Below are 24972 nucleotides of genomic sequence, written 5' to 3'. Positions count from 1 at the left end.
AAACAATCCATCTCCTCATCAAAGGAGATGGATTGTTTTGTTTAGACGAACAGATGAGCGAACAACACAAGGATTGGCAGCGTAATGATCGTGCGCAAGACGAAAATCACAGCAAGTTCCCAGAACTTAATGGGAATATTCGAGCGTAAAATCAGAATGCCGATTTCAGACATGTAAATGATTTGAGTCAAGGAAACCCCAGCTAAAACGAAACGCGTCAATTCACTTTCAATGCCGCTCCCGAGGACAGCTGGCAAGAACATGTCGGCGAAACCAACGAGCAGAGTAGGCGCTGTTTCAGCAGCTTCTGGCAACCCGAATAATGTCAGCACGGGAATCAACGGATAAGAAATAATTTTAAAGAGCGGCGTATATTCTGCGACGATTAAAGCTGCCGTACCAAGCGCCATAACAAGCGGAATCAGGGCCAGCCAGATATCGAGAACAGTTTCAACGCCTGTTTGGACCAGCTTTTTCGGACTTGCTGCTTTACTTGCTTTAAGGCGGGCTTCATCAAAGCCCCATTTCACGAGTGAAACACCTTCAGGAATCGTGTCATCAACTTGTTTGCCAACTGGCTCGTAATAGGTGTCCTTTTTGCGGGATAAGGGCGGAATTCTAGGCATAATCACAGCAGCCACTATGCAAGCGACAGATACTGCTAAGTAAAAGGGCAGGAACAAATGGCCGATGCCGACAACATTCGCAACAACAAAACTGAAAGCGACTGAAGCGATGGAGAATGTTGTGGCGATGACCGCAGCTTCACGCTGCGTATAATTGCCTTCATCGTATTGCTTCATCGTTACTAATACGCCAACCGGTGCAGCGCCCATCCATGAAGCCATGGCATCGATAGAGGAGCGGCCGGGCAAAGTGAAGACCGGGCGCATAAACTTGTTAAGCAAGGCGCCGACAAATTCCATTAGGCCAAATTCGACCAATAAGGGAAGCAGGATTCCGGCGAAGAGGAACCAGGTAAGCAACACCGGTGCAAGATCGTACAGTACTACGCCGCCTGTTGCCCGGGAAGAAATCACTTCAGGACCAACTTCGTAGAACGCCATCAAACCAAAAACAAAAGCAAGTACACGGACAACCAGTCCGAAGGGTCCGTTAATGAATGTCGTACGCAAGAAAGGGGAGTTCTGAACAAAAGCGGGTTTAATAGCAGTCGCTGCCAAACTGGCAAGGGCAGAAAATCCAAGCAAGAAGACGATGAATGCGGGAATCGCTTCGCCAAAAGTGGATTGGAGGAAAGATGCCAGAATACCGACGCCGATGGTTACTTCGCCGTTATAAGAAATTGGACACAAAAACAGCAAAGCCCCGATGATAGAGGGAATTAAAAACTTCCAGGTGTCGATGGGAGAAATAGTTTTCTTATTATTTTGAATCAATGTCATTTTCTTGCCTCCAAAGAATTACTATAATGTATTGAATATACGTTATATTGAGTATTTATTCAATAGTAAATGAAAAGTTCTCCCACTTGGCATAATCGAAACCCGAGTAAAGCGGCAAATGCAAAAACGCCAGCCCCATTCATTTGAATGGAGCTGGCATTTTTAGATTAAACGGTCCATCCAGTCATGGCCCATACTGATACAGCACGGCTTTCAGAGTGGTTGTAGAACCGATGGGGCAGGGTGCTCTTAAATCGAATGCTGTCTCCTGCCTTTAAGATGTGAGATTCGCCATTTAAATGGACGGTCATTTCCCCTTCCAGCACGAGGCCGCATTCTTCGCCCGAATGTTCTACGAGCTGCCGGTCTTCCTGTCCAGGTTCCAAATAGATCATAATCATTTCGATTTCGCCTTTATTGGTCGGAGTTAACAGCTCGTATTTGGAATGCGAAACAGGGAAATGAAAACTTTTCCGTTCCCTTTGTCTTATAATTTGAGAAGAAGGTTCATCTGTCCCGAGTAAAGCAGAAATTGAAATATTCAAGCCGGCGCACAGTTTGTACAAGGTTGTCAGCGTAGGATCCGTGTTCCGTCTTTCAATTTGGCTGATCATGCTGACGCTCACGCCAGATTTTTCGGAGAGTTCTTTCAGTGAAAGAGAACGTTCAGTCCGCAATTTTTTAATTTTTTGTCCATCAAACATTTTACGTCTCCAGTCTAAAGAAAGTATTTACATGAAAGTGGCGAACCACAGTCCCAACGTCGTGCCAACATAATTGCCAATAATGTAGCCGATGGTTCCCACAACTAAAATAGGGCCGATCAGCTCTTTCCATCCCTTGGCAATGGCCATAGCCGCAGCCGTAGTCGGCCCGCCGATATTGGCATTGCTGACAAGCAGGATTTCTTCTAAATCATATTTCAGGAGCTTTCCGGCTGTCAATGAAATAAGGAGGTTAAAGCTGACGATGATGAAGACGAATACCAATAACAATGGTGCATTTTGAATGATCAATGGGATAGAAGCCGGAATTCCGATTACCACAAAGAACAAGTAAATTAAAAACGTTCCAATTTCCTGGCTGCCGTTGATGTTTTCAAAATATCGCGGGAAAAATGCCAAGGCGATAAAAGTCAACGTCGTCAAAATGAGGTAATTATCGCCAAACAAACCATTGAGTAAATTCCAGCCGAATGAAACATCGTCTCCGGAAGGAATAATGCCGCTCAGGAAGCCAGCAATTTTAAAAGATACGATGACCAGGAAAAAAGCAGTCCCAACAGATAAAGCGATGTCTTTTAACGAAATATCCTGGCGTTTCCAGAAACTCTCGGCATTTGTTTTTCCGGCCCCGGCTGCTTCCTCGCTATCAGCCTGCTGCACATGTGGATGAGGAAAAAGCTTTTTGAAAAATTTAAGGGTCGGGATTGTCATCAGAATGATAAAGAATAATGCCATCATCAGGTTATCCGCAACAATTGCTGAGGAAACCATATCTTCGGGCGCATCGAATTTTGCGGTCATGGCTGCAAAGTTAACGCCGCCGCCGACATAGGAAGCACTCATCATCCCGCCGATTTTATCCAGAAACGGTATATAGTCTTTTAATAGGAAAAAGCTAATGATGGTCCCGGCGATCGTCCCAATGGAACTCAGGAGGAAAATAATCAGCATTTTACCGCTTTCCTGCCAGATTTTCTTGAAGTTCACATGAAACAGCAATAGAGGAATGGCAAGAGGAATGATAAATGCCCAAACAGCATCATACACAGGTGAAGCAACTGGAATAATGCGGGTATTTGATAAGATAATCGCGGACACGAGAGCAATGATAGCTCCTGAAATTTTCCCGGCCCAACTATATTTTTGTTCTAATACAATGCTCATGGCTGCAATAATCACGATAATTCCCCAAAGTGTGATTAAATCATCCGATTTGATTAACGTGTTTTCCATAAAAAGTCCCCTTTATGTAGCGTATTTACTTGCTTTCGATAAGCCGTATGGCATTTTGATAACCAATGGCTTCAAGTTCCTTATTTGTAAATCCCCGTTTCGCCATCTGCTCAAGCAAGGCGGGAATTCTCGTGATGTCTTCGAGCCCTTTTGTCGAGCCCGCCATTTCCAAGCCGATCGCGTGGCCTTTCAAATAATCCATGAAATCAAAGCCGAAAGCCAAATGCTCCGTTCCAATCAGATCAGCGATATAAATAGCGTGATCGACAAAGCGGTCGAGTGTAGGTTTTTTAGGATCAATAAATCCCCAATAAGAATTGAGTCCGACGATTCCATTTTTCTCAGCAATCGCTTTTAACTGTGCATCGGTTAAATTTCTTTCATGGACGCAAAGCGTGCGGGCATTGCTGTGCGAAGCAATGATTGGGCGATGGCTGTAATGGTATAGATTCCAAAATGATTCATCGTCAAGATGGGAAGCATCGACCAGCCATCCGAACTCATTCGCTTTATTGACTGCAAGGTTTCCTAAGTGTGTCAGTCCGGATTGAAGATGACCGGATCCGGTGCCGCTGGCAAAATCATTGCGTCCATTCCACGTAAGGCTCATATGATTAATTCCGATTTCATCCAATCTGCTAAGAGATTCGGGCAGCTGATGCAGCGATGAACCAAGAAAATCAAGGCCTTCCAAACCCATAATCAAGTTTATCTTGTCTGAAGGGGGCGAAAACAGAGCGTCGCTTAAAGAACGGCAAATCTGCGCATACTTCGAATGCTCCAAGTCCTCCATCACTAAACGGTAAACGGTTTGGATGCGTTCAAGCGGTGCCTGCTGAAAAACAGGTTCTACCCAAAATACACAAATAACCGTTTCCACTAAACCGGCTTTAAGTTTTGGATAATGGTAGGCATCAAAGATATTGCTTTCCCCTCGGCTTTTCCGCCAAGCAATATCTGTAAACAAATCTGAATGCATATCGATTATTTTCATTCTATTCCCCATTTTCATTATAGTATAATTATTTTATTATATTGTAAATATTTTAAAGCAATCAATCGAATTTATCCACATCCTCGCAGGTTTAATCCATTTTCGGCAGGGAAAACAAGAACCATTAGCAGAAAAGAGATTCCATAAGTCATGAGGAGGAGTAAATAAAATGGCAGAAATTTCAACCCATGAAGAAGCAATAAAAACGGTAAATGATTTGATTAAAGATGTAGAAGTCGCCATGCTGACGACGATTACAGACGGAAAAGCTGTATCAAGACCAATGCAGACGCAAGAGGCAGAGTTTGACGGCGAGCTCTGGTTCTTAACGTTAAAAGATACAGCAAAATACTTGGAGATCATTGCGAACCCTTCGGTAAATCTTGCATATGCCGGGAAATCCTATGTATCCATCAGCGGGACAGCAGAATTCTCAGAAGACCTTGAGCGGAAAAAAGAGTATTGGAATCCGATATTCGAAAAAATGCTGGAAACCACGTATGATGATCCGAATGTCGTGCTGATTAAAGTAACAGCAGACACAGCAGAGTATTGGGAATCCGGCAATAAATTAAAAGCAGTGAAGCAATTCGCTAAAAAGCTCACGAACAATGAACGAGCAGGCGATGATGAAGAAATGAACGAAACAGTAAAATTCAATAACTAAGCAAGCCCTTGGCCGCATTTTCTTAAAATAATGGAAATGCGGTTTTTTATGGGGCCTGCATTTTTAATCGAAATTTGATTTGCTTCCGCTTCGGGCAATTTGTATAATGGAATTTAATATTAATTTTTCCGAATAATTATTCATATCTGCCAAATCCATCAGTATGCAATTGAGGGGGAAAATAGAGTGAAAGCAGTCAACGAAAGCATCCAGACTAAGGAGCCATCTGCTCATGAATACATAAAAGCGGTCCACAAGAAAGTAAGAGACCGCAATCCAGGCGAACCTGAGTTTTTGCAAGCAGCGTGGGAAGTTTTTTCTTCGCTGCAGCCCGTATTTGAACAGCATCCGGAATATGTGGAAGAAGGAATTTTAGAACGCATTTCGGAACCGGAGCGGTTTATTGCATTTCGGGTGACGTGGGAAGACGACGCTGGAAACGTGCATGTGAATCGCGGCTACCGGGTGCAGTTTAATAGCACACTTGGGCCTTTTAAAGGAGGCCTTCGTTTCCATCCGACCCTTACAGGGAGTGTTGTGAAATTTTTGGGATTTGAACAGATTTTCAAGAATGCTTTAACAGGCCTGCCAATCGGAGGCGGTAAAGGCGGCGCGGATTTCGATCCGAAAGGACGGTCTGACCGTGAAATCATGCGGTTCTGCCAAAGTTTCATGACGGAACTGAGCCGCCATATCGGCCCGGATATTGATGTGCCGGCTGGCGATATTGGAGTTGGAAAACGCGAAATCGGTTATTTATTTGGCCAGTATAAGCGGATTCGCAATGCATTTGAAGCGGGTGTATTCACAGGCAAAAATCCGGATAATGGAGGAAGTTTGATCCGGAAAGAAGCAACAGGCTACGGCACCGTCTATTTTGTAGAAGAAATGCTAAAAGGTGAAGGGCTTTCGTTTGAAGGCAGCCGGGTTATCGTCTCCGGATCTGGCAATGTTTCCATCTATGCCATGGAAAAAGCGATTGAGTTCGGTGCGACGGTAGTCGCCTGCAGCGATTCGGAAGGGTATATTTACGACCCTGAAGGAATTGATGTCAATACAGTCAAACGGCTGAAAGAAGTGGAGCGCAAACGAATTTATCATTATTTGGAGCATCATCCGAAAGCGCGCTTCGGAAAAGATAAATCGGATATTTGGAAAATCCCTTGTGACATCGCACTTCCTTGTGCAACTCAAAATGAGATTGGCCGAGAAGGGGCAGAGGCATTAGTCGACAATGGAGTGAAGGCCATCGGTGAAGGAGCGAATATGCCATGTGATGAAGAGGCAGTCCGTATTTTGACCAATAACCACGTATTGTTCGCGCCTGCAAAAGCTGCAAATGCAGGCGGAGTCGCCGTATCCGCCATGGAAATGTCCCAGAACAGCATGCGCTATTCCTGGACTTCTGAAGAAGTTGATGAGAAACTGCATCAAGTGATGAAAAACATTTATCGCAACTGCATCGAAACTGCAGAAAAATATGGGGCACCTGGAAACTTAATTGCCGGTGCCAATATCGCCGGATTCAAAAAAGTGGCAGATGCCATGCTTGAACATGGGTTAAACTAACTTAAATTTCATATTGCTTGCAAAAAACGCTTAGACAAAAAATGTCTAAGCGTTTTTTTTATGGATTTTATCGCCATTGCCCCTATTATTTGTGTCTTCGATAATACCCATTTTTTAAGAAACTTTGTAAAAAAAGCGGAATTCATATATTTTTAGCATAAAACATTCTAAATATTAAGAAAATTTAACTCAATTTTAACCTTAGCACTATATTGTAACCTCTATGACTCAGAAAATAAGGTTTAACTAGTCATATAGTATCGGATGTCAAAAATAAACAAGTTTTTTATTACTTTTAGGCAGGGTGATGGAATGAACGTTTTGAGCGGCACAATTTGTGCATCAATGGCGCTATTTTGTTTAGCGGGAGGAGGAACGTATATGGATTATTTGCCGCCGCCATCATCAGAATCTCCATTAGTGAATAACGGGGGAGTGTTGGAAGATCACAATACAGTACCCTGGAAGATCGTCTGGAATGAAGAGTTTGATGGGGAAGCGCTCGATCCAGCTCGTTGGAATGTATTGGACGATCCTTATGGATACGGAAACAGAAGCCAGCATTACAAGCCTGAAAATGTGGAGGTGAGTGAGGGCAATTTGAAAATCCACACAAAAAAGGAGATGTCTCAAGGATTTCCATATACGTCAGGGGCGGTCACAACAAAAGGAAAAGTCGTATTTAAATATGGGAAACTCGAGGTGAGAGCGAAATTTCCAGCAGGGACGGGATTGTTGCCTGCCATATGGCTTTGGAACAATGCTGGGAAGGCTTTTCCGGAAATCGATATCGTAGAAATACTCGGCCAACAGCCAGGTCAAGTTTGGAGCACAATCCATTATGAAGTGAACCGAATATATGGAAAGGATTATAACCTTTCGGATTTGCCGAATTTGACGACAGATTATCATACGTTCGGCATTGAATGGTATCCCGAAAAGATTACATTTTTTGTTGATGGAACGCCTCTGTATACAAGCACGACTTTTGTACCTGATGAAGAAATGTACTTATTCATCAATACGGGGGTGGGAGGCGATTGGGTCGGAGAACCGGATGAAACTACACCATTTCCAGCACAGCTGCTCGTCGACTGGATTAGATATTACCAAAAATAAAAATAGAGTTAAGGGGATGGAATTATGAGTGTGTTTTTAATCATATGTTTAATACCGTGGGCCGTATTCTTCACGATTCAATTATTGTACTTGGTTTTAGCGTTAAAAATGACGAAAAAAGATACGAGCATCAGGAAAGATATAGAGGAATCTAAAATGTCGATTCTTGTGCCCGCCTATAACGAAGCAAAAGTTTTAGCGAGTTGCTTTACAGGTTTTCAAAATTTGGATTATAAGAATTTCGAATTGATTTTAATAAACGATGGTTCAGATGATGAAACAATGAAATTATTAGTGGATTTATTGGATTTAAAGGAAGAATTGCTCTTAGCAAAAGACAAATTGGCTTATAATCCAGTCATCCGTACCTTTGTTTCTGCCACTTATCCTCATGTAAAAGTGCTCGATAAGGTGAATGGAGGAAAGGCGGATGCATTGAATGCAGGAGCAGACTATGCTTCTGGCGACATCATCATTACTTTGGATGCGGATAGTATTTTACAAAAAAATGCCTTGACCCATATAAATGAAGCGATGCAAGATCCGAATGTAATCGCGGGAGGCGGTAAGGTGCATGTTGGGCAAATGTATAAGGAATCGAAACCGTCTTTTAAAGGCAACGGACTGACTCGTTATCAATTGTCTGATTATATGCTGTCGTTTTACGTCAAACGATTTGTGCAATCGAAATTCGGAGTAGTTTCTGTCGTATCCGGAGCGTTTGGTGCATTTAAGGCTTTTGCTTTATATGAAGCGGGAGGATATAAAAAGACAATTGGAGAAGACATGGAAATCACGCTCAGAATGCAGCAATTGATCAAAAACACCTATACAAAAGGCAAGTTGGTTTTTGTACCGAAAGCGGAATGTTATACAGAAGTACCGGGCGACTTTAAAAGTTTATCCAAGCAGAGAGTTAGATGGCAAAAAGGCTTTATCGATGCTTTGAAGATGTATCATAAGGGGAAAGTGGAAAAGCTGGGCTTCAAACTCGTTTTCTTTATCTTTATTGATTCATTGCTGCCTGGAGTGGCTGGCATTTTCACAACGGCGTTTCTTGCTTACGGCTTCATAACAGCTACAGTGTCGGATTTGACACTTTTGTTATTAGCCATGACCGCAGTGCTTCAAATTACGCAGCGCGTCGGATCATATGTGGTTTCAAACAGATATGGGCATGCCTATCCGAAATTCGATTACTTCAAAATCACTTTATTTTCCGCTATCGAATTGGTTAGTTACCGTCTATTGGATGCTTATTATTTCTTATATGGTTCAATGGCATACGTACTTGAACGGGAACATACGTGGAACAAGCTAGAACGGACGGGAATCGTTTCCATCTATCCAACTGAACCTACTATCTCTACGCCGCTTCCGCTAGTTGGGGCTTTGCCGATTAAAGAAGTGGCGATGGAAATAGCAGCCGTCATTACTCCGACGCCTGATTTCCAAGAAGAGCCAGAAACGGTGCCTGAGTTGCTCCAAGAACTAGTCACGAAAACAGTGCTGGATCCGATCGAAGATTTAGTGGCAGAGGTAAGCCAAGAAAGTTTCCATGCGGCTCAAGGAGATGAACAACGCATGAATCTGCACTAAAATATCTGAAATTTCAGTTATTTATTATTGATTTTCTTTTATCTCTTCCTGAATATAGAAAACTCCCGGACTTTTACAGACTGGGAGTTTTTTATTATCCTGCAATTGAAGCTAGCGCTTTTTTATCTTGTATGTCATGCATTTTAACCATCACGAAACGGGCAATCGGCTGAATGACTAAGCTTTCAGCAGCAAGGACAATCAGAAAATTGCGTGGCCAATACTGCAGCCAATTGCTGAAGATTTCAGTATGGTATCCATTTCCGACAAGGTCGCCAAGGAAAGTCATAGCCGCTGACATTCCGAGGACCGTGAAAAGGATGCGAAAAAGAATTTTTGAATTGAAGCTATCAGTGGGCTTAGTGAATTTAGCTGTCAATGCTTCAGCAAGGCGCCCAAAAATAGCAGGTTCGATAATCATTACGATGATCCACATGATGGGCACCATTTTTAAAATTGAAAAGGCGATGTCTCCGTTGAAAGTTCCGGCAAAATAGATCGTACTGAAGGAGGTCATGAACAATACCGTCATCGTGGAAATCAAGGTGCCGTATAGCAAGCCTTCTTTCGGGTTTCTTGGCAGTCTTTTTTCTTGTTGCATGTTTTACTTCCTTTCAAAAATCATTTTTGACTGCATATTCCAGTAAGTCTTATCTAAATAAAGCATTCGTTCCAGCAATGAAAAAAAGCTTGAAGTGCATCAAAGGAAAAAAGCATAGAATAGAAAGTGAAATATTCTGGTTTGCATCCGCTATATTCACCATTGTCAACATACACTTTTGTAAACCTGGCAATCAGGAGCACACTCAATTTAAAGACATTAATTGGTTCAGTCTGTTTACTACGATACCAATATGGCTAGTTTCGAGGTAAGTGTCCATTTTGTGTCTTTTTAAGTTTGGAAAGAAAAATCAGGAGATTGCTGAAACTGTTCCTGTAATTCATGTATAGTTAATTAGATCATTTAGTGAGAGGTGTTTTATACATGCTGCATAATCCAAAAGGAAGAAAAAGATTGGGGCTCGCTTTGCTGCTCAGTATGCTTGGGGTATTGGCTCCATTGAATATTGATATGTATTTGCCTGGTTTTCCTTTAATCGCACAAGATTTGGACGCTCATATATCATTAGTCCAGCTTAGTTTGACTGCTTGTTTGATTGGACTGGCGGCGGGGCAGATTGTGGTCGGGCCTTTGAGTGACGCCCACGGCAGAAGGAAACCGTTGATCATTTCGGTCATTCTCTTTGCGTTGTCATCGCTTCTTTGTGCTGTAGCCCCGACGATTGAGTTATTGATTGCCGCCCGTTTTCTGCAAGGCTTTACTGCTGCAGGAGGAGTGGTCTTATCAAGAGCCGTAGTCAGCGACGTTTTTACGGGAAGGGAAATGACGAAATTCTTTGCTTTGCTGATGGTCATCAACGCCGTAGCGCCGATGATAGCACCAATTGCTGGAGGAGGCATTCTCGCATTGCCATTTGGAGGATGGGAGAGCATCTTTTACTTTTTAGGGCTGCTTGGCTTTATCATGGCAGCCATTGTCATTGTCCGGCTGCCGGAAACTTTGCCGGCTGAAAAACGTATGCCAAGTTCCATTGGAGCCTCGATCCGGACAATGGGCAGTTTGTTTAAAGCGCGTCCCTTTATCGGCTATGCCTTAGTCGTGGGCCTGATTCATGGAGGAAGTTTTGCTTATGTGGCAGGGACGCCGTTTGTCTATCAGGAAATTTACGGCGTTTCTCCGCAAGTGTTCAGCGTACTTTTTGGCATCAATGGCATTGCCATGATTTTGGGCAGTACCATCATCGGGAAATTCGGCGGAATCGTCTCCGAGCACCGCTTGCTGCAAGGTGCTGCGCTGACTGCAGCCGCAGCGACTTTCATTTTGCTGGTCATGACGATTATCGAAGGTCCGCTCGCTGCTCTTGTCATTTCGATTTTTATTTACATGATTGCAGTCGGAATGACATTTACCAGTTCGTTCACGTTGGCGATGAAAGACCAAGGGCATCGAGCTGGAAGCGCAAGTGCGGTTGTCGGCATGCTGCCGCTGGTCATCGGATCGATCGTGTCGCCGCTTGTCGGCATCAATGAATTATCCGCTGTTCCAATGGGCGCCATTCTCTTCGGATCGTCCGTTCTCGGGCTGCTTGCTTTTGCAGCATTGACAGGAAAGCCTAAAAGGTAAAAGCCGCATTTATTGCGGCTTTTTTTAGTTTATTTCTTAGCGGCACTCGATTACAGTAAGAGAAAGAAGTAATTACAGAGGATGAGAATTGTGAAGTTTTTCGCTGACCATGACGAACAAATACAGATTTTGCGTGAACGGGGGCTTCTTGTAAAAGATGCAGCTAAGGCGAAGCGGATTTTATCGCGTGAGAATTATTACGCCTTGATCGACGGCTACAAAGAGCCGTTTCTGGAGCATGAGGAGCGCTTGAACCCGTATGGACAGGAGCGCTACCGCGAAGGCACCGAATTCAGCCAGATTTATGCACTGTACCGTTTCGACCGCGAGCTGCGTATGCTGCTGCTGAATGAATTGCTGAAGTTTGAAAAGAACATGAAATCCAAAATTGCCTACCGTTTTTCTGAAAAGTTCCGGGATAAGGACAGCTTTTTAGAGCCGGACAATTACAGTGAAAATCCGGATCATCACCATGAACGCGACCGCATCATTTCGACGCTGGCAAATCTGATCAAAAGCCATAAAAAACGTGACCGGGTGAGGTATCCGGCCATCCACGAATTTTTTGATAAGCACCGCAATGTGCCGCTATGGGTGCTCGTCAATTTTCTCTCGCTTGGGCAGATCATTAATTTCTATCAAGTGATTGATGGCGAGCTTAGGGAAGGAATAGCGGAGGACTTTGCAGAAGAATTCAGTGAAGAATATACAAGCTTGAGTTTAGCGGCAAGTGAACTCGATGCCATTTTGCAAGTGGCCTTTCCTTACCGCAACAAATCGGCGCATGAAGAAGTGCTCTACCGCTTCCGCCTGCCGCATCCCGTTGAGCTGGGGAATTTGGAAAGCAGGCTGGATATGGAAGCCGGGAGCTTAAAGCAAGGTACTGTATTTTCAGTTTCTGCTTTATTGAAGTTAGTGCTGGCGAAGGAAGAATACGAAGTGTTTTCATCGGAACTCGAGCGTTTATTGAATGAATTGAAAGCGGAAGTACAAGGCCAAGCTTTTGGCATCATTATGAAAGATGCGGGGTTTTATTCTCTTTAACTGAAGGGGAGTGTGGAGTAATGGATGATACTTACATTGCGCTGCTCAGAGGCATAAACGTCGGCGGAAACAATAAAATCGATATGAAGGCATTGAAACTGGCGTTTGAGCAAGCAGGTTTCACAGCGGTCAAAACTTATATCAATTCTGGAAATATCCTTTTTAAAAGCGGCCATTTGCCAAAGAAGGAATTGGGGCCGATAACGGAAAACGCCATCCTTGAGCACTTCGGGCTGAACATCAAAGTCCTGATTTACGCTGCCAAGGAATTTCTCTCGATTGCTAAAGCGCTTCCGGAAAATTGGGTGAATGACAAGGAAATGAAAAGCGATGTCCTGTTCCTTTGGGAAGAAGTGGATGATGAAAAGGTCATGGAACAGCTGCAGCTGAAGCCGGAAGTTGACCAAGTCATCTACGTTCCAGGCGCGATCCTATGGACGGTGGCGAGAGAAAACGTCGCCAAAAGCGGCATGGTGAAAATTGTCGGAACGGATATTTACCGCAAAGTCACGATCCGCAATATCAATACGGTCCGTAAACTTGTGAGTCTAATAGAGAATTTAACCTAATAAAAATGGCCATCCTTTCGGTGAAAGGACGGCCGTTTTTATTGAGAAGCGTATTTTAAGGATTACTGGGCGTATTTTAGCATCAATGGGGCGTATTTTTCACTCAACTGGGCGTATTTCACAAAAACTGAATAAATCCGGTTGAAATGAATATGGCCAGAAAACCTGGAGATATTCAGACGTAGCGCTTTAAGTCCTCGTAGATTTGGACGATTTCATCGAATTTCATGCGCACAAGGCCGGATGAGGAAGGGGCGACGTATTCGATGACTCCAGGAAGTACCGGCTCTTCCTGAAGGCCCCATGGAATTTGGCGCTTTTTGCTGTATTCCTGATAGACACCTTTTCCGACAAAGCAGACAGCCGTCGGTTTGAATTTCAAGATTTTTTCTTGGAGCAATGCCGCGCCTTCTTTGTATTCTGCTTTCGTTATCTCGGCCGCTTCTTTTGTGGGGCGGGCCACAATATTCGTTAAGCCGAACCCTAAATCGAGAAGCTTGCTGTTTTCTTTTGGTGCAAACTTCCATGGAGTTAGGCCAGCTTGATATAGGATTTTCCAGAATCGGTTCGTAGGGTTGGCATAGTGATAGCCAGTTTCTGAAGAGCGGATGCTCGGATTAAAGCCGACAAAAAGAATTTTTAAATTTTCTTTTAGATGATCGGAAATCGGTTCGAATTGCAAGAACGGATGCCTCCTTTATTGGATAATTCATAGTAATTCACTTTACCGTATTGTAGCATCCTTTCACGTACAGAAAAAACTGTCGGGTACTGCATGGTTTAATTTGAGGCAGAGCAAGGAATAGGAGAAGCAAGCGGATAATGAAACGAGGAGAGCTTGCAATGATCATTTACACCATCGGGCATTCCAGCCATTCAAAAGAATTTTTCCATAAAATGCTGAAAGAACAGGAAATCGAATTATTGGCCGATGTCCGGGCATTCCCTGGCAGCAAAAAATGGCCGCAGTTTTCGAAAGGCGTTTTTCCCGAATGGCTTTCAGCGGAAGGCATCACTTATGAACACTTCGGCAAACTTGGCGGCAGGCGAAGAAAATCGAAAGAAGTGGACGAGGAAGTGAACGCGGGCTGGCGCAACCGTTCTTTCCAGAATTATGCGGACTATACTTTGAGTGAAGAATTTCAGCAAGGGATTGAAGAATTGCTGGAAAAAGCTTCTCAAAAACGCGTGGCCTATTGTTGTTCAGAACGCCACCCATCCCGCTGCCACCGTTTGTTGATCAGCAATTGGCTCGTGGCAAACGGACATGAAGTCCAGCATATTATTGATGGCAAGGATGAAGCGGTAGAGCTAGTCCTGCATGAAGTAGGGATATGGGGAGCGCAAGCTGAAGTCAAAGAAGACGGTTCGGTCGTTTATCCGAAAGAAGGATCGGTTGAATAGAAAAAGGCAAACCCTCATAAAGAAGGTTTGCCTTTTGTTCTATTTCTTATTTTACGTTCGTGAACCCGCCATCGATGCTGATGACTTCGCCGTTGATGTATTGTGCTTTAGATGTTAGGAGGAAAGCGACCAGTTCTGCCACTTCTTCTGCTGTCCCTAAACGTTTTTGCGGAATGCCGGCTGTTGCATTGGCTTTCATTTCCGGGTTCGCTTCGTAGAAAGCTTTTACCATTGGTGTTTCGGTTGGGCCCGGAGCGATTGCATTGACGCGCAATCCATCTTTCGCATATTCCGCTACCATGCTTTTCGTCAACCCGACGATGCCGTGCTTCGTTGCAGAATAAGTGACAACTGAATCCTGCCCGATGACGCCAGCGCTAGATGCCGTGTTGACGATAGAGCCTCCGCCATTTTTCAGCATAGCTTCCGCTACATAGCGAACGCCGTACAATGCACCCATTAAGTTAATGCCTACAATTTGTTCGATTTCTTTGATTTCTGTTTCCATAAAGTATTTTCCGCTGCCAGAAATGCCGGCGTTGTTGAAGAAATACTCAATGGAACCAAAATGCGCTAGTGTTTGATCCACGTAGTTTTTAACATCTTCCGATTTTGAAACATCCGCTTTGATGAAAATAGCGTCTGGTCCAAGCTCTTTTACCATCTCAACCGTTTCGTTGCCGCCTTTTTCATTCACGTCAACAATCGCGATGTTGATGCCGTCTTTTGCTAAACGAAGGGCAGTAGCTTGTCCTAAGCCACTTCCGCCTCCGGTAATAATTGCTGTTCCACTCATGAAAATCATCCTCCGTTTTTTGTTAAAAAGAATTGTTCGTCCTATACCTTTTTAACTATACCCCTTAAAAATTTTAAAAAACAATGATGTGCTCACGCTTCGAAAATCCGGAATTATCAATAAAATAAAGGGATTTCCGATACAATGAAGAAAAGATTACAAAAGTCTTGAAAGGCGGAGAGTCATGAAAAAAGAAGAAATAAAAGCGTTGGCAAATAAGTACGGCTTTGATCTGGAAGCGGGAGAATGGCAAGTGAACGAATCCGGCCTTGATTTCTTAGTAGTCCTTTTTAAAGACGCAGCACATATTTCTTAGGTTCTGCGAATTCCGAGAAGAACAGATGTGCAAAAGGAAATTGAAAAAGAACAGAAGATACTGAGACTGGTGCAGCCGAATCTCAGCGTACAAGCACCAAAATGGGAAGTGGCTTCAAATGACCTAATTGTTTACCAGGCATTGGACGGGTTGCCTGCTGGGACGATCAATAAGGAAGAACAGCGCTATGATTGGGTGATTGGCCCGGAAAATTTACCGGTGATTTATAGACTGGACTGAAGGGAAAGTGGCAGACGTTTCTACTGATTTTATCGGTCATTTGCGCACCTATGGCGAGCGTGAATTGAGAAGGCTGATTCAAGCGTATGAACAGGCAGGCGGCATCGTTTGGCCGAAAATGCATGAGCATATTGTGGAGCTTGCGGCCACTTATCCAATTGATATTGCTGAATTTGCCATTAAGTCAGGGAGCGAAGAATATTTGGAGATGGCGAGAGCGGCGCTGAATGAAGCGTGAGGCGCCATAAATGTCTTGAGCCATTCAGCTGATCAGTTGAATGGCTTTTTAAGATGCATATCTCTTTTAAATAAACTTCGAATTAACTAATCGAATGGGAATAAAGCAGTCCGTAAGAACCAAAAATGGTGGGAAATGAAACTTCCGTCAGAGAAAGGCGTAAATGACTCATCACATAAGCAAAATGGAGGAAGCAAAATGAAAAATGCTAGATGGCTATTGGCAATTGGGTTAGTGTTCGCATTTCTTCTTGTTGGCTGTTCTGAAGAAAAGAATACCAGTGCAGAAGAAAAGCCAGCGGCTGAAAAAGAAGCAGCCGAGCCGAACGAAGAAACAGACACAGAATTAGACATACCGGAAGCGGCTATACATAATGTTGATGAAATCGTAAAAGAAAAAGGACAGTATAATACCCAAGAGTTAACCGAAGAAAATCAACAAGAAATTTTGCAAGAGCTTGAAACTTTGCCGGACAATTTGACGGGAGAGGAAGCTTATTCAATCGCTGTTTCTTTGTTTGCGGCGAATATTGAAGAGGAAGCCCGTAAATTCGAGGAGTTGGATCCGACCATTCAAATCGATTCTTCGACGCCTGAAGATGAAATTGAGATTCCAGAACAAGAAACGGTCAATGTCGCGATCTTACTGGATGCAAGCGGCAGCATGGCAGGGGAAGTATCTGGCGGGCAAAAAATGAAGTTGGCTAAGCAGGCGATTCAGCAATATGCATCTGACCTGCCGGAGGGTTCGAATGTGATGCTTCGCGTTTATGGCCACGAAGGCACTGGGACTGAAGCGGCAAAAGAAATGTCCTGTAAGAGCAACAGAGTGGTATATGAATTAGCTCCATATGGAGAACAGGAATTCACAGCGGCATTGGAAAAGTTCGATCCGGCCGGCTGGACTCCTTTGGCAGGGGCTATCCAAGCGGCTGAGCAAGATCTAAATCAGCAGACCGGCGAAAATGTGCGCAATGTCATTTATGTCGTCAGTGATGGCATTGAAACGTGCGGAGGCGATCCAGTAGCAGCAGCGTCGTCATTGGCAAAATCCAATATCCAAGCTGAAGTGAACATCATCGGCTTCGATGTGGACAATGAAGGGCAGGAGCAATTAGAAGCTGTGGCAAAAGCGGGCAATGGGCAATACAAATCGGTGTATTCGGAAAGTGAGTTGAATGACTATTTAAAGCAGGAATACAGCCGGCTTTACTGGGAATGGCTGGCTTGGGGGAATGACCGTTCTTTCGATATCCTGGCCCAAAGCAATGATATCTATTTCGAGCTGCTGGCGCTCAATAATGACATTTCGTTTAAAATCCTGTCAGCCAAAAATGAAATGCATAGCTTGCGCTACGATTTAAAGGAGCTGGATAAGTTTAAGGATGAAGAAGCGGTCAAACGATATCTCGAACTGATTAATATCCGCCATGACACGGTCAATCATTACTTCGATCAGGAAAAAGAACGGAAAGACAGTATCCGAAAAGAAATGAAAGCAGCCCTCGAGAAGAAAGTGGATGAAATGAAAGAAGAAAAGCAAGAGACGTATAAACAATAAAGAAGTTTAAAAAAGGGGTTGTCCCAAAATTAATTTGGGACAACCCCTTTTGCGGCGAAGCTAGCGCAGCGATGCAATTTTTTCATGTCTCGAAGCTAGCATAGCGATGCAGAGACAGGAGCAATAGTATAATCATACGCTTTATTAGAAACGAAGGGGCTGTCCAATAAGTCAAATAAAGACTTATTGGACAGTCCCTTTTTCTATGGGGTCATTCGGTATTGGCATCCACTGAGATTTGCCATTCTATGCCAAACTTATCTGTCAGGGCACCGTACAGCGGACTCCAGAACGTTTCCTGCAAATCCATCATGACAACTCCACCGTCAGCCAATTTGCCAAACATTCGCCGGGCTTCTTCCATATCGTCCAATGTGACAGTCAACGAAACATTATTTCCTTTTTGAAAAGACATGCCCATGCCAGGTGGAACATCAGAAATCATCAGCATATCCCCGTTTTTCAAATCAATCTGCGCATTCATCACTAAGTCCCTTGCTTCTTCCGGGAGGCCTTCCATATTGCCTTCATTGGCTTCGCCGTACGTCGTTATTCCGGCCAACTCGGCATCCAATACGTCGACATAAAAATGGGTTGCTTCTTGGCCATTGCCGTCAAAATTAAAGTAAGGAAACAATTTCGTGATCATCCTAACCCTTCTTTCTATATTTTTTTTGCCCGAAGGCATGCTGCGCAAAGGGTTGAAAAACTTCCAAGATGACGAGGGACCCATTATGATTAGAGTATAGCAGTTTTGAACGAAAAAATAATCGTATTTATTGAAAATTTAATCTTTTTAAAGGCGATAATTTCCGTATCGAAAATATCGGTTAGGCTGAAAAAGAATCCGCTACGATTAAGGCAGAAGGAAGGTGAAGGCATGGATATGCTGAAAGGGATGAATGAAGCGCTGGCGTATATTGAAAGCCAGCTGGATGGGCAGATTGATTTTGGCCAAGTCGCCAGAATTTCCGGCGTTTCCGAATTTCATTTCCGGAGGATGTTTTCCTATCTGTCGGGGATGAGTTTGGGCGTCTATATTCGAAATCGGCGTTTGTCGAAAGCTGCAGTAGAACTGCAGCAAGGAACAGAGCGGGTTATTGATGTGGCTGTAAAATACGGCTACGAATCAGCGGATGGCTTTAGCCGGGCTTTCCGCGACTGGTCAGGAATACTTCCTTCCGAAGTGAAAAACAGTTCTTCTTTTAAAGTGTTTCCGCGTCTGACTTTCCAACTAACGATTCAAGGAGGAATGGATATGGAATATCGCATTGAAGAAAAAGAAAGCTTTAAATTGGTCGGCTTGAAAAAACGGGTGCCGATGGTCTTTGAAGGGCAGAATCCAGAAATTATGAAAATGGTGCAATCGTTGACTTCAGAGCAGCGGGAGATGCTTGGGGCATGGCGAAATACAGAAGTGAAAACGGTCGTGAACGCATCTTTCCATTTTGATGAAGGGCGGTTTGAAGAAAAAGGGGAGCTTGATCATCTTATCGGTTCTATGACGACACTCGATGAAGATTTTGGTGAATTTGATGTAGTCGAAGTGGCTGCAGGCGAATGGGCGATTTTTAACGCATCCGGGCCGTTTCCGCAAACGCTTCAAGAAGTATGGGGCAAGATCTTTTCGGAATGGCTGCCATCGTCAAATTATGAGTTGATAGACGGACCGGAAATTTCCTTTAACGGCAGCTTTGCAGATATGCAGAATGTAGAAAGTGAAATCTGGATTCCGGTTAAGAGAAGGGAAAACTAATAGCGAAAGCCGCGTTCGAAAAATCGAATGCGGCTTTCGTTTTTTATTGTTATTGGACATTGTAGTCCGTTTTTGCTTCGAACGCCGGGCCTTCTTCAGGCGTCAGCCACGCTTCAAGCGTATACGTGCCGGGCTCCAGATCGAGTTCAGGGACTTCCAGATCGTAGCTCAGCTTATCGCCGGCAGCGACAGTTTCTTCACCGAGTGCTTGCGTAAACATGCTGACTGAAGAGAAAAGAAACACTTGGTCGCCTGCTTCATTGGATAGGGAAAAATCAAAGCGTTGTCCGCTGGTAAAATCGAATGTTACATCTTCGCTTGTCTCGTTGTCGAGCGTATAACGGAAAGTTCCATCTTGTTCTGTTACGGCAGGCTTCATTTCTCCGGCCTCCTCATTTTCGATATTGTCGCTATTGCCTTCTGAGCCTGTCCCGGCATCAGAGGTTCCGCAAGCGGTTAAGATGAAGCAGAACGCGAGGAATGCCAGAAACAGCATGCCAGTTTTTAATTTCATCGCAAATTCCTCCTTTGGGCCATTTCGCAGTGATGAGCGTGTGCTTATACATGAGAACGTTCATGTTCACGAAAAGTTACAAAGTTTATCGGCAAAGGACACCAAAAAAACGGGGAACATGATACAGTGGAAACAAGAGAATCAAAGAGATAGGTTGTGGAAAAATGGGAAGTTCGCTGATTGTCGTTGGGATTGTGTTAGCCATCATGATATCCGTTCCGCTTGCACTCGTGTTCCTCGTTTGGAAAAATACTAAAAAAGGCTAAAGAAATTTCAGGGCCGGCATCGTTGATGATGCCGGTCTTTAATGTTGCAGCCGTATTGTTTATGTGACTATTTAATGTTTTTTTACGATAAAGTCTTTTCAATGGCTTACTGACGCTAGATAATGGTGAAAGAGAAGAATAGTAAAGGATGAACAGATTGACGAAAAAGATTTCCCGTAAATTGATTGCTACCGCGCTTTTGTCTTTGGTTTTATTTACTGGTTTTTCAGCCTTCAGTATCTGGACTTACGCTGCTGAAAATGAAACGACGCATGCTGATGCTGCAATCGTATTAGGCACAAAAGTTATTGACGGCGAACCTTCGCCTGCTCTGAGGGAACGGATCCGCCATGCGGTTTCTCTTTATGAAGAAGGTTTTGTAGAAAAGCTAATTTTCACGGGCGGCAAAACGGACGGTTCGGATGTTGCGGAATCGGAAGTCTCGAGAGATTATGCGATGCAGCTGAATGTGCCGGAAGAAGCGATCTTGATCGAGACGGAATCGATGGTAACAGAAGAAAATTTCCTGTATGCCCATGAAATAGCGGATGAATATGGAATGGATGATTTTTTGGTGGTCAGTGATCCCTTACATATGAAACGCGCATTGCTGATGGCTAAACTGGCAGGCATCGAAGCGCATTCCTCGCCTACTGAAACCTCTATATTCAATGACATCAAAAGCAAATTGCCATTTTTCGCTAGAGAAACGGTCTGTTATGTCGGCTATGTGCTGTCTAAAGCGATTCAATTTTAATTATACAAAAGGCATTTCCACTCCTAGGTGGAAATGCCTTTTTAATTTTTTTGGAAGTCAAAAACGACGCCTGTCAGTCTTTCGGAAACGGCCCATAACCTTTGGGAAACGGCTGCATCTTGTGCAATCGCATGGGGCATATCAAGCGCGGGATAGCCGCGTATCCGGCCGGGACCATCGGGGCCAATATATTCACCACCCTTAAGCGATTCTTCAGTAGCTGCATAGATTGTCGGCAAGGCACCGAGTTCCGGAGGCTGAAGAAAGCGGTTTGCTAAGTTTCGGACTGCTGGCGGTGCAGATCGATTGCCGAATTTAAAGATATTGGTCACTGAAATGCCGGGATGGCAAGCGATGCTTCGAACCGGCAATCCATTTTGTTTCAAGCGTTTATCAAGTTCGAGTGCAAAATAAAGGTTGGCTAATTTGCTTTGATTGTAAAACTTCTTTGCTTTATAGCCTTTTGCACCATCCAAGTTTTCGAAATGAATCTGGCCTCTGTCATGGGCGCGGCTGCTCACGGTAATGATGCGCGATCCAGGCGTGTTTATGAGAATCGGCAATAAGAGGCCAGTCAAAGCGAAATGCCCCAAATGATTGCTGCCGAATTGAAGTTCGAAGCCGTCTTTTGTATAAGACAGCGGCGGCATCATAATGCCTGCATTATTGATCAGTAAATCCAGTTGGTGAAAGTGTGTACGGAAGTTGTCCGAAAATGTTTGGATACTCGCTAAATCCGCCAAATCAAGCGGCATCACTTCGATGGCTGCACCGGGAGTTTGGCGAAGAAGTTCATCTTTCGCGATGCGCCCTTTTTCTATATTGCGGACTGCGAGCATAACGGCTGCACCGCAGCCCGCAAGAATCTTAGCGGTCTCTAACCCGATGCCGCTGTTCGCTCCTGTGATCACCACGGCCTTTCCGGATAAGTTTGGCATTTCCATAGCATCAGCTCCTATTGCCTCTATTATGCTGGATACAGAAACGGTTCTCAATGCTTTTGGCGTTTCCCATCCTGCCAATCGGGAACACTGTAATAAAAGCTTCTGCAGCATCAAAACAAGCTGCGGTCATTAGGGGAATGTCGAATGGTCATTGAAATCAAGGAATTGACGAAAAAATTCAACGGCGAGCTGGCAGTCGACCGTTTGTCGCTGACGATTGAACAAGGGGAGTTTTTCGCGCTTCTCGGAGAAAACGGGGCGGGAAAAACGACCACGATTAAAATGCTGAGCTGTTTGCTGGCGCCTACGAGTGGAGACGCCTTGATGCTTGGCGACAGCATAGTGGAAAACCCGCTGGCGGTGAAGAAGAAAATGAACCTCTCTCCGCAGGAAACGGCAATTGCGCGCAATCTTTCCGTGAAAGAGAATTTGGAATTCATCGCGAAAATTTATGGCAGCAGCAAGCAGGAAACGAAACAGAAAACGGAAGAACTGATAAGGAAATTCGGTCTGGAAGACTACGCGGGAAAAAAAGCGAAAAACTTGTCGGGAGGCTGGCAGCGCCGGCTTAGCATCGCCATGGCGATGATTTCAGAACCGGAAATCATCTTTTTGGATGAACCGACTGTTGGCCTTGATGTACGGGCACGAATCGATTTATGGAAAATTTTGCTGCAATTGAAAGGAGATATCACGATTATTTTAACGACGCATTATTTAGAAGAAGTGGAAGCGCTCGCCGACCGGATCGGCATTATGCAGGCGGGCCGTCTGCGGGCTCTTGGGACGCTCGAAGACCTGCAAGAGAGCACGGGCCTCGAGAAGCTCCAGGATATTTTCATCCAATTGACTGAAGAGGGGGACGGCGCATGAAAGCTTTGGCATTTGCGGGACGAAACCGGAAAGAAATTCTGCGGGATCCGTTGACGCTTCTTCTCGGTGTAGTGATGCCTGTTGCGATGCTTTGGCTTTTTTCGTCCTTGGAAGGGATTATGCCGCTCGACCTTTTCACCATTGAAAAATTAACGCCCGGCATGATTGTATTCAGCTTCTCCTTTATCACCCTGTTTTCCGGCATGCTGCTTGGACGAGACAAAACGACATCGTTTCTTATGCGCATATTCGCTTCGCCGATGAAAGCAAGCGAGTATTTAATCGGCTATGCCATTCCGCTCCTGCCGGTAGCCCTTTTTCAGATTTTGGTCTGTTACGGAGCCGGTGTACTATTAGGGTTTCCTGTAGATATTCATGTCTTGACAGGATTTGGTGTTCTGCTCATCATTTCACTTCTTTATATTGGCTCAGGCCTTGCGCTTGGTACATATTTTACAGACCGGCAAGTGGGCGGCATATTCGCGATATTTGTCAACATCACCACTTGGCTCAGCGGCATCTGGTTTTCGCCTTCCATGATTGGGGGCGCCTTTGAACAGATGGCGAAACTCTTGCCTTTTGTCCATGCAGTAGATGCAGCGCGAGCAGCCTTTACAGGTGGCTTCACGCAATTGCTGGAACCGCTTCTGTGGGTTATCGGCTATACCATCGTCATTTTTGGGTTGGCGATTGTCGGATTTAGAAAGAAAATGAAAGGCAGCAAATAAATAAAGGCAGGCTTCCGGTTGAAACCGCAGCCTGCCTTTATTCGTTTAAACGATTGTTTTCGAACCGATTTTCCAGCGCTTTTCTTGAGCCTGCTCGGTGAATGGCTTTTGATGCCCGTAAAGCTGAATCACGTCTTTGATTTCTTCCGCTCGGTATTTCACATTTCGGTTGTGGGCAAGAGAAGGGTAGCCGGAGCCGCGCTGCAAATAATCGGAGCTTGCAACCGAATACCAACGATTCGGGTCCAGTGCTTCGCCCTGAATCCAAACTTTTTCGATGCTGCTGCCGTCATGAACGATTTCGGCGCCTGAAACATGGAGGCTGCCGACAAACTTCCCTCTGAACCCCGGACCTCTTCCATCGGCCAGGCAGCTTTGGACATCCAGCGATTGTTCGAATGCAGCCAGCAGGTCGCTGCCTTTGATTTCGAACGAAGTCGGATTTAATGGAGAAGGGCAGATCTCGATCAGCTTTTTTCTGGAAAGATGGCCAAACGCTCCTGCATTTACAATGCCGCTATTGATTAATCCGAGTTCAGCGCCCATCATGTCGCGCAAGCCATCGGCAATCAGATTGCTGATTGGGTTCTCTTCGATCACATCGTGCCACAAAGGATGTTCAAGTCCGTAAAGAGGTTCACTCAATACGGCAATCGCTTTCGCTTTATTGGCTTTCAGCAAATCCACGATTTCGGGATCCGCTTCAACGCCAGTTGTCGATAAGGTTTCGGAATGCAGCAAATGGATGCGGCCATCGATCACTTCTATTTCGACGATACCAACATGCTCGCCGTAATTGCCGGCGCTGTTGATAATTGTCCCTTCGATGATTTTCGCTTCTTTGAATAGTTTGTGGTCGTGTGCAGAGACAATCAAATCGATTTCTGGCATTTTAGCAGCAAGCGGCTCATCGGCAAATGTACCGACATGGCTCAAAAGCAGGCAGAGGTCATATTGGCCGCTGTGCCGTTTGATTTCTTCCCGGATGCTCTCCTCATAGGAAGAAGCTTTTACGCCCAGTCCGTCATTAAATTCGCCAAGGTCAGGAGAAGAGCCGGTAATGAGAATGCGCAATCCGTTCTTTTCTACAATAATGCTTTTCTGGACACCTTGGATTTCCGTTCCTTCTTTTTTCATCAAATTATTGCTGATAAAAGGGAAGGGGCTAGATGAAGCCATATACTCCAGTGTTTCAATCCCATTAAACATTTCGTTGTTGCCAATCGTCAGTGCGTCATATCCGACATTTTGCAGGAGTTCGATCGCTGCGAGGCCGCGTGTCCCTTGAAGCTCGATGCTTTTGAAATCAGCAAAATCGCCGCCATCCAAAATAAGCGAATTCTCATCTTTAAGTTGTTTGATGACCGTTGCCGCTTTCGCGAAATTTTCATAATGGCTATGGACGTCGTTCGTGTGGATAATCTTCAATCGCATGTTAATTTCCCCCAATGATTCCTTTGTTTGTTTCTA

Annotated in this window: 27 protein-coding genes; 16 read left to right on the top strand and 11 right to left on the bottom strand. The window is 44.5% G+C overall.

The window, feature by feature from the left end; translation table 11 throughout:
- Positions 1-41 precede the first annotated feature (41 nt).
- The 4 genes from BN1080_RS13125 to BN1080_RS13110 all read right to left on the bottom strand — a co-directional run bounded on the left by BN1080_RS13125 (position 42) and on the right by BN1080_RS13110 (position 4358).
- The gene (locus tag BN1080_RS13125) at positions 42-1406 is read right to left on the bottom strand and encodes a YjiH family protein (protein ID WP_052652649.1); all 1365 of its coding nucleotides are present in this window, start codon (positions 1404-1406) and stop codon (positions 42-44) included.
- Between the two features lie 167 nt (positions 1407-1573).
- Positions 1574-2110, bottom strand: a complete 537-nt coding sequence (locus BN1080_RS13120) for a cupin domain-containing protein (protein WP_052652647.1) — start codon at positions 2108-2110, stop codon at positions 1574-1576.
- A gap of 27 nt (positions 2111-2137) precedes the next feature.
- Positions 2138-3364, bottom strand: coding sequence for a DUF819 family protein (locus BN1080_RS13115; protein WP_052652645.1), 1227 nt, complete (start codon positions 3362-3364; stop codon positions 2138-2140).
- 25 nt (positions 3365-3389) lie between these two features.
- Positions 3390-4358: a dipeptidase gene (locus BN1080_RS13110; protein WP_052652643.1), complete on the bottom strand. Its 969-nt coding sequence runs from the start codon at positions 4356-4358 to the stop codon at positions 3390-3392.
- 169 nt (positions 4359-4527) lie between these two features.
- On the opposite strand from BN1080_RS13110, the gene BN1080_RS13105 reads away from it, so the two are divergent.
- The 4 genes from BN1080_RS13105 to BN1080_RS13090 all read left to right on the top strand — a co-directional run bounded on the left by BN1080_RS13105 (position 4528) and on the right by BN1080_RS13090 (position 9312).
- A complete protein-coding gene (locus tag BN1080_RS13105; protein ID WP_052652641.1) occupies positions 4528-5025 on the top strand; it encodes a pyridoxamine 5'-phosphate oxidase family protein in 498 nt (165 codons plus the stop codon).
- 186 nt (positions 5026-5211) lie between these two features.
- Positions 5212-6594: an NADP-specific glutamate dehydrogenase gene (gene gdhA, locus BN1080_RS13100; protein ID WP_052652639.1), complete on the top strand. Its 1383-nt coding sequence runs from the start codon at positions 5212-5214 to the stop codon at positions 6592-6594.
- A 381-nt stretch (positions 6595-6975) separates the two neighbouring features.
- Positions 6976-7713: a glycoside hydrolase family 16 protein gene (locus BN1080_RS13095; protein ID WP_052652637.1), complete on the top strand. Its 738-nt coding sequence runs from the start codon at positions 6976-6978 to the stop codon at positions 7711-7713.
- 24 nt (positions 7714-7737) lie between these two features.
- Positions 7738-9312 (top strand): glycosyltransferase family 2 protein, encoded by a 1575-nt coding sequence (locus BN1080_RS13090; RefSeq protein ID WP_052652635.1) that lies wholly within the window; start codon positions 7738-7740, stop codon positions 9310-9312.
- A 94-nt stretch (positions 9313-9406) separates the two neighbouring features.
- On the opposite strand, the gene BN1080_RS13085 is transcribed toward BN1080_RS13090, so the two are convergent.
- Positions 9407-9913, bottom strand: coding sequence for a DUF2798 domain-containing protein (locus BN1080_RS13085; protein WP_052652633.1), 507 nt, complete (start codon positions 9911-9913; stop codon positions 9407-9409).
- A 384-nt stretch (positions 9914-10297) separates the two neighbouring features.
- Between BN1080_RS13085 and BN1080_RS13080 the strand changes: the two genes are divergently transcribed.
- From BN1080_RS13080 to BN1080_RS13070, 3 genes are all read left to right on the top strand, one after another.
- Positions 10298-11497 (top strand): Bcr/CflA family efflux MFS transporter, encoded by a 1200-nt coding sequence (locus BN1080_RS13080; RefSeq protein WP_052652631.1) that lies wholly within the window; start codon positions 10298-10300, stop codon positions 11495-11497.
- Positions 11498-11578: 81 nt separating this feature from the next.
- Positions 11579-12541 (top strand): Abi family protein, encoded by a 963-nt coding sequence (locus BN1080_RS13075; RefSeq protein WP_052652629.1) that lies wholly within the window; start codon positions 11579-11581, stop codon positions 12539-12541.
- Positions 12542-12561: 20 nt separating this feature from the next.
- A complete protein-coding gene (locus tag BN1080_RS13070; protein ID WP_052652627.1) occupies positions 12562-13110 on the top strand; it encodes a DUF1697 domain-containing protein in 549 nt (182 codons plus the stop codon).
- Positions 13111-13285: 175 nt separating this feature from the next.
- Here BN1080_RS13070 and mug read toward each other — a convergent pair whose 3' ends face one another.
- Complete coding sequence (mug, locus tag BN1080_RS13065) at positions 13286-13792, bottom strand: G/U mismatch-specific DNA glycosylase (RefSeq protein ID WP_052652625.1); 507 nt, start codon at positions 13790-13792, stop codon at positions 13286-13288.
- Positions 13793-13953: 161 nt separating this feature from the next.
- Here mug and BN1080_RS13060 point away from each other — a divergent pair, with 161 nt between their 5' ends.
- Positions 13954-14514, top strand: a complete 561-nt coding sequence (locus tag BN1080_RS13060) for a DUF488 domain-containing protein (RefSeq protein ID WP_052652623.1) — start codon at positions 13954-13956, stop codon at positions 14512-14514.
- A 46-nt stretch (positions 14515-14560) separates the two neighbouring features.
- Here the strand turns inward: BN1080_RS13060 and BN1080_RS13055 are convergent, their stop codons facing one another.
- Positions 14561-15310 carry an SDR family NAD(P)-dependent oxidoreductase gene (locus tag BN1080_RS13055; protein WP_052652621.1) on the bottom strand — a complete coding sequence of 250 codons (750 nt, stop codon included), beginning with the start codon at positions 15308-15310 and terminating at the stop codon, positions 14561-14563.
- A gap of 184 nt (positions 15311-15494) precedes the next feature.
- On the opposite strand from BN1080_RS13055, the gene BN1080_RS17470 reads away from it, so the two are divergent.
- The 4 genes from BN1080_RS17470 to BN1080_RS13040 all read left to right on the top strand — a co-directional run bounded on the left by BN1080_RS17470 (position 15495) and on the right by BN1080_RS13040 (position 17664).
- Positions 15495-15626, top strand: a complete 132-nt coding sequence (locus BN1080_RS17470; protein WP_267882917.1) for a hypothetical protein — start codon at positions 15495-15497, stop codon at positions 15624-15626.
- Positions 15627-15653: 27 nt separating this feature from the next.
- The gene (locus BN1080_RS17375; RefSeq protein WP_052652619.1) at positions 15654-15866 is read left to right on the top strand and encodes a protein kinase family protein; all 213 of its coding nucleotides are present in this window, start codon (positions 15654-15656) and stop codon (positions 15864-15866) included.
- 7 nt (positions 15867-15873) lie between these two features.
- On the top strand, positions 15874-16104 hold the full coding sequence (locus BN1080_RS17370; protein WP_052652617.1) for a protein kinase family protein: 231 nt from the start codon (positions 15874-15876) through the stop codon (positions 16102-16104).
- 198 nt (positions 16105-16302) lie between these two features.
- On the top strand, positions 16303-17664 hold the full coding sequence (locus tag BN1080_RS13040; protein WP_052652615.1) for a VWA domain-containing protein: 1362 nt from the start codon (positions 16303-16305) through the stop codon (positions 17662-17664).
- Between the two features lie 211 nt (positions 17665-17875).
- Here BN1080_RS13040 and BN1080_RS13035 read toward each other — a convergent pair whose 3' ends face one another.
- A complete protein-coding gene (locus BN1080_RS13035; protein WP_052652613.1) occupies positions 17876-18313 on the bottom strand; it encodes a VOC family protein in 438 nt (145 codons plus the stop codon).
- A 231-nt stretch (positions 18314-18544) separates the two neighbouring features.
- Between BN1080_RS13035 and BN1080_RS13030 the strand changes: the two genes are divergently transcribed.
- The gene (locus tag BN1080_RS13030) at positions 18545-19420 is read left to right on the top strand and encodes an AraC family transcriptional regulator (protein WP_052652611.1); all 876 of its coding nucleotides are present in this window, start codon (positions 18545-18547) and stop codon (positions 19418-19420) included.
- 49 nt (positions 19421-19469) lie between these two features.
- Here BN1080_RS13030 and BN1080_RS13025 read toward each other — a convergent pair whose 3' ends face one another.
- On the bottom strand, positions 19470-19934 hold the full coding sequence (locus tag BN1080_RS13025; protein ID WP_052652609.1) for a BsuPI-related putative proteinase inhibitor: 465 nt from the start codon (positions 19932-19934) through the stop codon (positions 19470-19472).
- A gap of 423 nt (positions 19935-20357) precedes the next feature.
- On the opposite strand from BN1080_RS13025, the gene BN1080_RS13020 reads away from it, so the two are divergent.
- The gene (locus tag BN1080_RS13020; RefSeq protein ID WP_199876623.1) at positions 20358-20957 is read left to right on the top strand and encodes a YdcF family protein; all 600 of its coding nucleotides are present in this window, start codon (positions 20358-20360) and stop codon (positions 20955-20957) included.
- A gap of 41 nt (positions 20958-20998) precedes the next feature.
- On the opposite strand, the gene BN1080_RS13015 is transcribed toward BN1080_RS13020, so the two are convergent.
- A complete protein-coding gene (locus tag BN1080_RS13015; RefSeq protein ID WP_052654624.1) occupies positions 20999-21895 on the bottom strand; it encodes an oxidoreductase in 897 nt (298 codons plus the stop codon).
- A 150-nt stretch (positions 21896-22045) separates the two neighbouring features.
- On the opposite strand from BN1080_RS13015, the gene BN1080_RS13010 reads away from it, so the two are divergent.
- Positions 22046-22774, top strand: coding sequence for an ABC transporter ATP-binding protein (locus tag BN1080_RS13010; RefSeq protein ID WP_052652605.1), 729 nt, complete (start codon positions 22046-22048; stop codon positions 22772-22774).
- Positions 22771-23502 carry an ABC transporter permease gene (locus BN1080_RS13005; RefSeq protein WP_052652603.1) on the top strand — a complete coding sequence of 244 codons (732 nt, stop codon included), beginning with the start codon at positions 22771-22773 and terminating at the stop codon, positions 23500-23502. Before BN1080_RS13010 ends, BN1080_RS13005 begins: the two co-directional genes overlap by 4 nt.
- 45 nt (positions 23503-23547) lie before the next feature.
- Here the strand turns inward: BN1080_RS13005 and BN1080_RS13000 are convergent, their stop codons facing one another.
- Positions 23548-24936, bottom strand: a complete 1389-nt coding sequence (locus BN1080_RS13000; protein ID WP_052652601.1) for a bifunctional metallophosphatase/5'-nucleotidase — start codon at positions 24934-24936, stop codon at positions 23548-23550.
- Positions 24937-24972 lie beyond the last annotated feature (36 nt).

It is taken from the genome of Planococcus massiliensis (genome assembly GCF_000821325.1).
Taxonomy (GTDB): Bacteria; Bacillota; Bacilli; order Bacillales_A; family Planococcaceae; genus Planococcus; species Planococcus ruber.
The sequence above is the reverse complement of the archived record's forward strand: the minus strand, read 5'-3'. Positions and strand labels throughout refer to the sequence as shown.

Coding starts and splice junctions, on each gene's coding strand:
- BN1080_RS13125 (WP_052652649.1), bottom strand. CDS start 1,406: ATGACATTGATTCAAAATAATAAGAAAACTATTTCTCCCATCGACACC.
- BN1080_RS13120 (WP_052652647.1), bottom strand. CDS start 2,110: ATGTTTGATGGACAAAAAATTAAAAAATTGCGGACTGAACGTTCTCTT.
- BN1080_RS13115 (WP_052652645.1), bottom strand. CDS start 3,364: ATGGAAAACACGTTAATCAAATCGGATGATTTAATCACACTTTGGGGA.
- BN1080_RS13110 (WP_052652643.1), bottom strand. CDS start 4,358: ATGAAAATAATCGATATGCATTCAGATTTGTTTACAGATATTGCTTGG.
- BN1080_RS13105 (WP_052652641.1), top strand. CDS start 4,528: ATGGCAGAAATTTCAACCCATGAAGAAGCAATAAAAACGGTAAATGAT.
- BN1080_RS13095 (WP_052652637.1), top strand. CDS start 6,976: ATGGATTATTTGCCGCCGCCATCATCAGAATCTCCATTAGTGAATAAC.
- BN1080_RS13090 (WP_052652635.1), top strand. CDS start 7,738: ATGAGTGTGTTTTTAATCATATGTTTAATACCGTGGGCCGTATTCTTC.
- BN1080_RS13085 (WP_052652633.1), bottom strand. CDS start 9,913: ATGCAACAAGAAAAAAGACTGCCAAGAAACCCGAAAGAAGGCTTGCTA.
- BN1080_RS13080 (WP_052652631.1), top strand. CDS start 10,298: ATGCTGCATAATCCAAAAGGAAGAAAAAGATTGGGGCTCGCTTTGCTG.
- BN1080_RS13075 (WP_052652629.1), top strand. CDS start 11,579: ATGAGAATTGTGAAGTTTTTCGCTGACCATGACGAACAAATACAGATT.
- BN1080_RS13070 (WP_052652627.1), top strand. CDS start 12,562: ATGGATGATACTTACATTGCGCTGCTCAGAGGCATAAACGTCGGCGGA.
- BN1080_RS13060 (WP_052652623.1), top strand. CDS start 13,954: ATGATCATTTACACCATCGGGCATTCCAGCCATTCAAAAGAATTTTTC.
- BN1080_RS13055 (WP_052652621.1), bottom strand. CDS start 15,310: ATGAGTGGAACAGCAATTATTACCGGAGGCGGAAGTGGCTTAGGACAA.
- BN1080_RS17470 (WP_267882917.1), top strand. CDS start 15,495: ATGAAAAAAGAAGAAATAAAAGCGTTGGCAAATAAGTACGGCTTTGAT.
- BN1080_RS13040 (WP_052652615.1), top strand. CDS start 16,303: ATGAAAAATGCTAGATGGCTATTGGCAATTGGGTTAGTGTTCGCATTT.
- BN1080_RS13035 (WP_052652613.1), bottom strand. CDS start 18,313: ATGATCACGAAATTGTTTCCTTACTTTAATTTTGACGGCAATGGCCAA.
- BN1080_RS13030 (WP_052652611.1), top strand. CDS start 18,545: ATGGATATGCTGAAAGGGATGAATGAAGCGCTGGCGTATATTGAAAGC.
- BN1080_RS13025 (WP_052652609.1), bottom strand. CDS start 19,934: ATGAAATTAAAAACTGGCATGCTGTTTCTGGCATTCCTCGCGTTCTGC.
- BN1080_RS13015 (WP_052654624.1), bottom strand. CDS start 21,895: ATGCCAAACTTATCCGGAAAGGCCGTGGTGATCACAGGAGCGAACAGC.
- BN1080_RS13010 (WP_052652605.1), top strand. CDS start 22,046: ATGGTCATTGAAATCAAGGAATTGACGAAAAAATTCAACGGCGAGCTG.
- BN1080_RS13005 (WP_052652603.1), top strand. CDS start 22,771: ATGAAAGCTTTGGCATTTGCGGGACGAAACCGGAAAGAAATTCTGCGG.
- BN1080_RS13000 (WP_052652601.1), bottom strand. CDS start 24,936: ATGCGATTGAAGATTATCCACACGAACGACGTCCATAGCCATTATGAA.